7 protein-coding genes and 1 pseudogene are annotated in these 6649 nt (G+C 67.6%); 4 read left to right on the top strand and 4 right to left on the bottom strand.

All coding sequences use genetic code 11. The features are described 5' to 3' along the window. The 4 genes and pseudogenes from rpsN to rplN form a co-directional block, all read right to left on the bottom strand. Positions 1–75, bottom strand: a pseudogene (gene rpsN / locus ACFWF2_RS15965) (30S ribosomal protein S14); the annotation flags it as partial. Positions 76–79: 4 nt separating this feature from the next. Continuing rightward, the gene (gene rplE / locus ACFWF2_RS15960; protein ID WP_019045062.1) at positions 80–643 is read right to left on the bottom strand and encodes a 50S ribosomal protein L5; all 564 of its coding nucleotides are present in this window, start codon (positions 641–643) and stop codon (positions 80–82) included. 1 nt (position 644) lies between these two features. Next, positions 645–962: a 50S ribosomal protein L24 gene (rplX, locus tag ACFWF2_RS15955; RefSeq protein WP_019045061.1), complete on the bottom strand. Its 318-nt coding sequence runs from the start codon at positions 960–962 to the stop codon at positions 645–647. A gap of 2 nt (positions 963–964) precedes the next feature. Beyond that, positions 965–1333, bottom strand: a complete 369-nt coding sequence (gene rplN, locus ACFWF2_RS15950) for a 50S ribosomal protein L14 (protein ID WP_043647623.1) — start codon at positions 1331–1333, stop codon at positions 965–967. Positions 1334–1602: 269 nt separating this feature from the next. On the opposite strand from rplN, the gene ACFWF2_RS15945 reads away from it, so the two are divergent. From ACFWF2_RS15945 to ACFWF2_RS15930, 4 genes are all read left to right on the top strand, one after another. Further along, complete coding sequence (locus ACFWF2_RS15945) at positions 1603–2049, top strand: hypothetical protein (RefSeq protein WP_379308183.1); 447 nt, start codon at positions 1603–1605, stop codon at positions 2047–2049. A 165-nt stretch (positions 2050–2214) separates the two neighbouring features. Continuing rightward, positions 2215–4197 (top strand): M13 family metallopeptidase, encoded by a 1983-nt coding sequence (locus ACFWF2_RS15940; protein ID WP_379308185.1) that lies wholly within the window; start codon positions 2215–2217, stop codon positions 4195–4197. Positions 4198–4273: 76 nt separating this feature from the next. Then, entirely contained in the window at positions 4274–5251 is a 978-nt protein-coding gene (locus tag ACFWF2_RS15935; protein WP_379308182.1) for an ABC transporter substrate-binding protein, read from the top strand. Between the two features lie 41 nt (positions 5252–5292). Further along, positions 5293–6642, top strand: a complete 1350-nt coding sequence (locus ACFWF2_RS15930; RefSeq protein WP_379308181.1) for a SagB family peptide dehydrogenase — start codon at positions 5293–5295, stop codon at positions 6640–6642. Positions 6643–6649: the final 7 nt, after the last annotated feature.

The raw sequence follows: 6649 nt of genomic DNA, 5'->3' as shown, positions 1-6649 counted from the left end.
CTGGCAGCGGGTGTAGGCGCGGACCGCGAACTTCGGCTTGGCGTTGGCCTTGTTGACCAGTGCTTTCTTGGCCATGTGCTCAGTTCTCCTTGAACGGGAAGCCGAGGTGCTTGAGCAGCGCACGGCCTTCTTCGTTGTTGGTCGCAGTGGTCACCACGGTGATGTCCATACCGCGCGGGCGGTCGATGGAATCCACGTCGATCTCGTGGAACATCGACTGCTCGCTCAGGCCGAACGTGTAGTTGCCGTTGCCGTCGAACTGCTTCGGCGACAGACCGCGGAAGTCGCGGATACGCGGCAGCGCGATGGAGACCAGGCGGTCGAGGAACTCCCACATGCGGTCGCCACGGAGGGTGACCTTGGCGCCGATCGGCATGCCCTCACGGAGCTTGAACTGCGCGATCGACTTGGTGGCCTTGCGGACCTCCGGCTTCTGACCGGTGATCAGCTCGAGGTCCTTGATGGCACCGTTGATCAGCTTCGCGTCACGGGCGGCGTCACCGACACCCATGTTCACGACGACCTTGACGACGCCCGGGATCTGCATCACGTTGGCGTACTCGAACTCGCTGTTCAGCGCGTCCTTGATCTCGGCGCGGTAGCGCGCCTTCAGCCGGGGCTGAGTCTGCTCAGAGGTGGTCATGTCAGATGTCCTTCCCGTTCTTACGGGAGATCCGAACCCGCTTGCCGGTCTCTTCGTCGGTGCGGTAGCCGACGCGGGTCGGGTTACCGTCGGAGTCGACGACCATCACGTTGGAAACCTGGATGGGGGCTTCCTGGGTCACGATGCCACCCGAGGAGGCGCCACGCTGGTTCGCGGAATCCGCGACGTGCTTCTTGATCCGGTTCACGCCTTCGACGAGAACCTTGCCGGTCGCCGGGTAGGCCTGGATGACCTTGCCCTTGGCGCCCTTGTCCTTGCCCGAGATGACGAGGACGGTGTCACCCTTGTGCACCTTCATGGTCAGAGCACCTCCGGGGCCAGCGAAACGATCTTCATGAAGCGCTTGTCACGCAGCTCACGGCCGACCGGGCCGAAGATGCGGGTGCCGCGAGGATCGTTGTCCGGCTTGATCAGCACGGCAGCGTTCTCGTCGAACTTGATGTAGGAACCGTCCGGACGGCGGCGCTCCTTGACGGTGCGCACGACAACAGCCTTGACGACGTCGCCCTTCTTGACGTTCGCGCCGGGGATGGCGTCCTTCACGGTGGCGACGATGATGTCACCGATACCGGCATAGCGACGCGACGAGCCACCGAGCACGCGGATGCAAAGGATTTCCTTCGCCCCGGTGTTGTCGGCGACGCGCAGTCGCGACTCCTGCTGAATCACTTCAGCACCTCCTGGACCTGGATGTATACGTACGCCGGATTGCCGACCCGACGCACATGGTCAGTCACCCACCGGACGCGCGCCTGCCAGCGGAAATACCTACCACTGGGGGTTCACTGCCGGATTGCGGGCGCAGAGCTCCCGCAGGCAACCGGTCTAGTGTAGGCGAATCCCCAGGTCGACCCAAATCGGGGTCGCTCACACAAATCTGAATCAGATATGTTTCAAACCCCTGTGGGCGCGGTCACGCCGTTGCTACGGTCCCGCGCATGAAGCTCTCCCTGCCGACCACCCGCCGCCTCGCGACCACCGCGAGCGCCTTCGCCGCCGTGTTGACGATCGCCGCGCCGCACGCCACCGCGGGCCCGATCATCGACATGCTCACCGACACCCTCACCGTCGGCTGCACCTCCAAGATCGATGTCGTCGGCCTCGACGACTACGTCGGCGCGCAAGTGGACTTCCTCGCCAACGGCAAGTTCTTCGCCAGCGACACCGTCGACCTGGAGGTGACCGTCGGCGGCGTCACCGTGGCCAAGGCTACCGCCTACTACCACGTCGAGACCGAGGTCGAGGTGCAGCTCTCGCTGCTGCTGCACGCCACCGGCACCCCGCTGGTCACCAAGCGGGTCCCGACCGTCATGAAGATCGTGAACGCCGGCAGCGGACTCGCCTGCGACCTGGCGACCGGCAGCTCCGGAATCTCCGCCGACTGACCGGCCCCGATCGGCCGGTAGCCCACCGACTCCGCGTCGCGCCGGTAGCCTGTGCGAGCTGGTTCGCAACGAACAGGGTGCGGCTGCCGCATCGGGGAAGGAAAACCTGTGACATCGTCCGGTCGTCGTCCGTCGGTCGTGGATCGCCGCGCATTCCTGATCGCCATGGGCCTGGTGCCCGTGGCGGCCGCGCTGGCCTCGTGCACGTCCGACACCCCCGAAGTGCAGCTCACCGGCGTCGACCTGGGCGGCGGCGACCCGGCGATCCGTCCGCAGGACGACCTGTACCGCCACGTCAACGGCGCCTGGCTGCGTGACTACCAGCTGCCGCCGGACAAGGCCTCGGTCGGCGCGATCACCGACGCCAACGACCGCACGCTCGCGCAGCTGCGCGCGATCATCGAGGGCATCGAGAACCCGAAGCAGGGGTCGGAGGCCCAGCAGATCAAGGATCTCTACGACGCCAGGATGGACCTCGACGAGATCGAACGCCTCGGCATCACCCCGCTGACCGGCCTGTTCACCGCGATCGACAAGGCCGCGGGCAAGCCGGAACTGGCGAAGGTCATGGCCGAGGCGCCCATCGCCGGGCTGATCGGCATGGGCATCGGCATCGACCGCAAGAACTCCACGGCCTATATCCCCAGCGTCAGCCAGGCCGGGCTCACCCTGGGCGAGCAGTACTACCGCAAGCCCGAGTTCGCGGCGCAGCTCGCCGGCTACCAGACCTACCTCGAACAACTGTCCAAGGGAATCGAGCTCCCCGACCCCGCCGGGGTCGCGCAGCGGACCCTCGACCTGGAGAAGCGGATCGCCGCCGCGCACTGGGACAGCGTGCGCCTGCGCAATACCGACGCCACCTACAACCTGATGAGCTGGCAGGAGCTGACCGCGCTCGGCCCGCAGTTCGACTGGGATCCGTGGCTGGCCGGCATGACCGACCGGCCCAAGTCGCTGTTCGACAAGATGGTGGTCGGTCAGCCGTCGTTCATCACCGCGGCCGCGCAGCTGTGGAGCGAGGTCGACATCGCCCAGTGGCGCGACTACCTCAAGCTGCACATCGCCAACACCTACGCGCGCTTCCTGCCCAAGGCGATCGCCGACGCGCGCTTCGACTTCGTCGGCCGGGTGCTCAGCGGCCTGGAGGAGAAGCCGGAGATGTGGCGCTCCGCGGTGGGTGTGGTCGACGACAATCTCGGCGAACCGCTGGGAAAGCTGTACGTGGACAAGCACTTCCCGCCCGCGGCCAAGGAACGCGCGCTCGAGATGGTCGACGACCTGCGCGCCGCCTACCGCGACAACTTCACCAATTCCACCTGGATGTCGCAGCCGACCCGCGAGGCCTCGATCGCCAAGCTGGACAAGATCGTCGCCCAGATCGGTTACCCCGACAAGTGGGTCGACTACTCCTCGGTGCAGGTCACCCGCGGCCGGTTGATCGAATCCCTGCTCACCATCAACACCTTCGAGTCCAAGCGCGCGTTCGCCCGCCTCGGCACCGAGGTGGACAAGACCGAGTGGGGCATGTCGCCGCAGACGGTGAACGCCTACTACAGCGCGACCACCAACCAGATCGTCTTCCCCGCCGCCTACCTGCAGCCGCCGTTCTTCGACAAGGACGCCCAGGACGCCGTCAACTACGGCGCGGTCGGTTCGACCATCGGCCACGAGATCGGGCACGGTTTCGACGACCAGGGCTCCAAGTACGACGGTGACGGCAACCGCCGCGACTGGTGGACCCCCGAGGATCGCGCCGCCTTCGACGCCAAGACCCAGCAGATCATCGACCAGTACGACGTACTGGTCCCCGAGGGCGCACCCGAGGGTCAGCATGTGAACGGCGCGCTCACCGTCGGCGAGAACCTGGCCGACCTGCGCGGCTTGCAGATCGCGCTGGCGGCGTATCTGAAGGTCGCGCAGCGCACCGGCGTGCAGCCCGACTTCCGCTCCATGTTCTTCTCCTGGGCGCGGCAGTGGCGCGACAAGCAGACCGAGGAGGCGACCCTGCAGGGTTTGCAGGACACGCACTCCCCCAACGAGTTCCGCTGCAATCAGGTCGTCCGCAATATCGCCGAGTTCTACTCGACCTTCGACGTGAAGGACACCGACAAGCTGTTCATGCCGCAGGATCAGCGGGTCACTCTTTAGGGATGATTCCCCCTCCGAAACCGATGTAGGTTAGCCTAGGCTGACTTACGCTGAACTGGTGCAGGAGGATGCAACGATGACGTCTGTTCGGACTTCGCGCGGCTGGCGGCGCGTGGCGGTGGCCGCGCTCGCCGGCGCGCTCGCCTTCGGCGTCGCCGCCTGCGGTTCCAGCGACGATGCCGCGGGCTCGGGCGAGCCGGTGTCCATCACCCACGCGCGCGGCGAGACCACGGTGACCGGGACGCCGACGAAGATCGTCACCCTGGGCAACCAGTGGCTCGATACCTCGCTCGCGCTGGGCGTCGTCCCCGTCGGCTACATCGACAACGTGTCCGCGGTGTCCAAGAGCACCCCGCCGTGGGAGCCGGAGAGCCTGAAGTCGGGCAAGGCGCTCAACACCACCGGCAATATCGCCGAGCAGGTCGCCGCGCTGGAACCGGATCTGATCCTGGCCGACCCGTTCATCGCCGACCAGAAGACCTACGACGAGCTGTCCAAGATCGCGCCGACACTGCCCGCGCTGACCAAGGACGCCGTCACCCCGTGGCAGGACCAGGTCACCGCGCTGGGCAAGGTGCTGCACAAGGAATCCGACGCGACCGCGGTGATCAAGAAGGTCGACGACAAGGTCGCGGCGATTGTCGCCGCCAACCCCGGCCTGAAGGGCAAGACCTTCGCCAGCACCTGGCTGGCCAGCCCCGCGCAGCTGATGGTGCTGACCGACCCCAACGACGGTTCGGCCAAGGTCTTCACCCAGCTCGGCATGGGCATTCCGGCCAACCTCACCGCGCAGCCCGCCAACCAGGGCCGGCTCGCGCTGTCGCCGGAGCGCGTCGACGAGCTGTCCGCCGACCTGCTGCTGGCCGGCTACTCCCCCGGTCTGGACGAGAAGTACCGCCAGCTGCCCGGCTACAGCGAGCTGCCGTCGGTCCGCAAGGGTTCGGTCGTGTTCCTGACCACCCAGGAGATCAGCGCCATCAACCAGCCCACCGCCCTGTCGGTGCCCTACATCCTGGACAAGCTGGAGCCCGCCTTCGCCGCAGCGGCGAAATAGCCCCCGCATCACCGACGTTCGACCCCGGCAAGGAACCCGCTGTGCTCGCCTCCCCGTACCCCGCCCAGACCCGATTCGCCCTGCGCGCCGGCGTCACCTGCCTCACCACCCCGGCGGGGGCGGTGCTGCTGAACCCGCCGCGCAATGTCAAGCTGACGGGCCTCGGTGCCGGTGCGCTGCAGGCGCTCAAGACGCTCAACCAGGGCCCGGCGACGGCGGCCGAGATGTCGACCGCCGCCGCCGGTGACGACATCACCGGGCTGATGCGCAAGCTCACCGACGGCGGCTGGCTGGCGGTGACGGTGCGCGACGGCGGCCGAGATCTCTACAGCATCCGCCCCTTCGCCGAGCCGGCGCCGCGTCCCGAGGTGGCCCTGCCGACCTGGTCGGCGACACTGTCGAAGTTCGCCGTACTGCACCGCGACGCCCAGGGTTTCGTGCTCGAGCATCCGCGGGCGTGGTGCGATCTGCGCATCCACGACCCGCGCCTGCTCGCCCTGCTCGACGGCCCGATGGCCGCCGATTCGCCGGTGCCCGCCGCGGTGAAGTCGCAGTTCATGGCGGATCTGCAGTGGTGCGGATTCCTCGTCGACGGTGACGAGGAGGAGCACGAGTTCGCCACCCGCTCCTGGAACGCCCCCGACCTCTGGTTCCACCGCCGCAGCACCCTCGGCGCCCGCACGGTGACCTGGGACGACTTCGGCCCGACCCGCTGGGCCGATGGCCGCTTCCCCGAATTGCCCGCCCGCCGTACGCCGTTCGCGGCCGAGCCGATCGCCCTGGCCCGCCCCGACCTCGCCGGTCTGCGCGACGCCGACCCCACCCTCACCGCCGCGCTGGAGGACCGCGTCTCGACCCGCGCGTTCGACGACGCGGCACCGATCACCGCCGCCCAGCTGGGCGAGCTGCTGTTCCGCAGCGCCCGCACCCGCGCGGACGGCTCCCGCCCCTACCCCTCGGGCGGCGGCGCCTACGAACTCGAGGTCTACCCGGTCATCCGCAATGTCGCGGGCCTCGACAACGGCATGTACCACTACGACTCGACCGACCACGCCCTGCGCCTGGTCGCCGCGGCCGACGCCCCCGCCGTCCAGAAACTGCTCAAATCCACCTCGGCCACCTTGGCCGGTGGCGCGGAACCCCAAGTCCTGCTGCTGGTCTCGGCCCGCGCGGGCCGCGTCATGTGGAGCTACGAACAGGTCGCCTACGCCAACATCCTCAAGCACGTCGGCGTCTTCATGCAGACCGTCTACCTGACCGCCACCGCCATGCGCCTCGGCGTAGTCGCCCAGGGCTTCAGCGACACCACCGCCTTCGCCACCGCCACCGGCATCGACGAACTCGAGGAATGCAACGTCGGCAGCATCATCGTGGGCTCCCCCGCCCACTGAGCTCGAA

It is taken from the genome of Nocardia sp. NPDC060259, assembly GCF_042728775.1.
In the GTDB taxonomy this organism is placed as follows: Bacteria; Actinomycetota; Actinomycetes; order Mycobacteriales; family Mycobacteriaceae; genus Nocardia.
The sequence above is the reverse complement of the archived record's forward strand: the minus strand, read 5'-3'. Positions and strand labels throughout refer to the sequence as shown.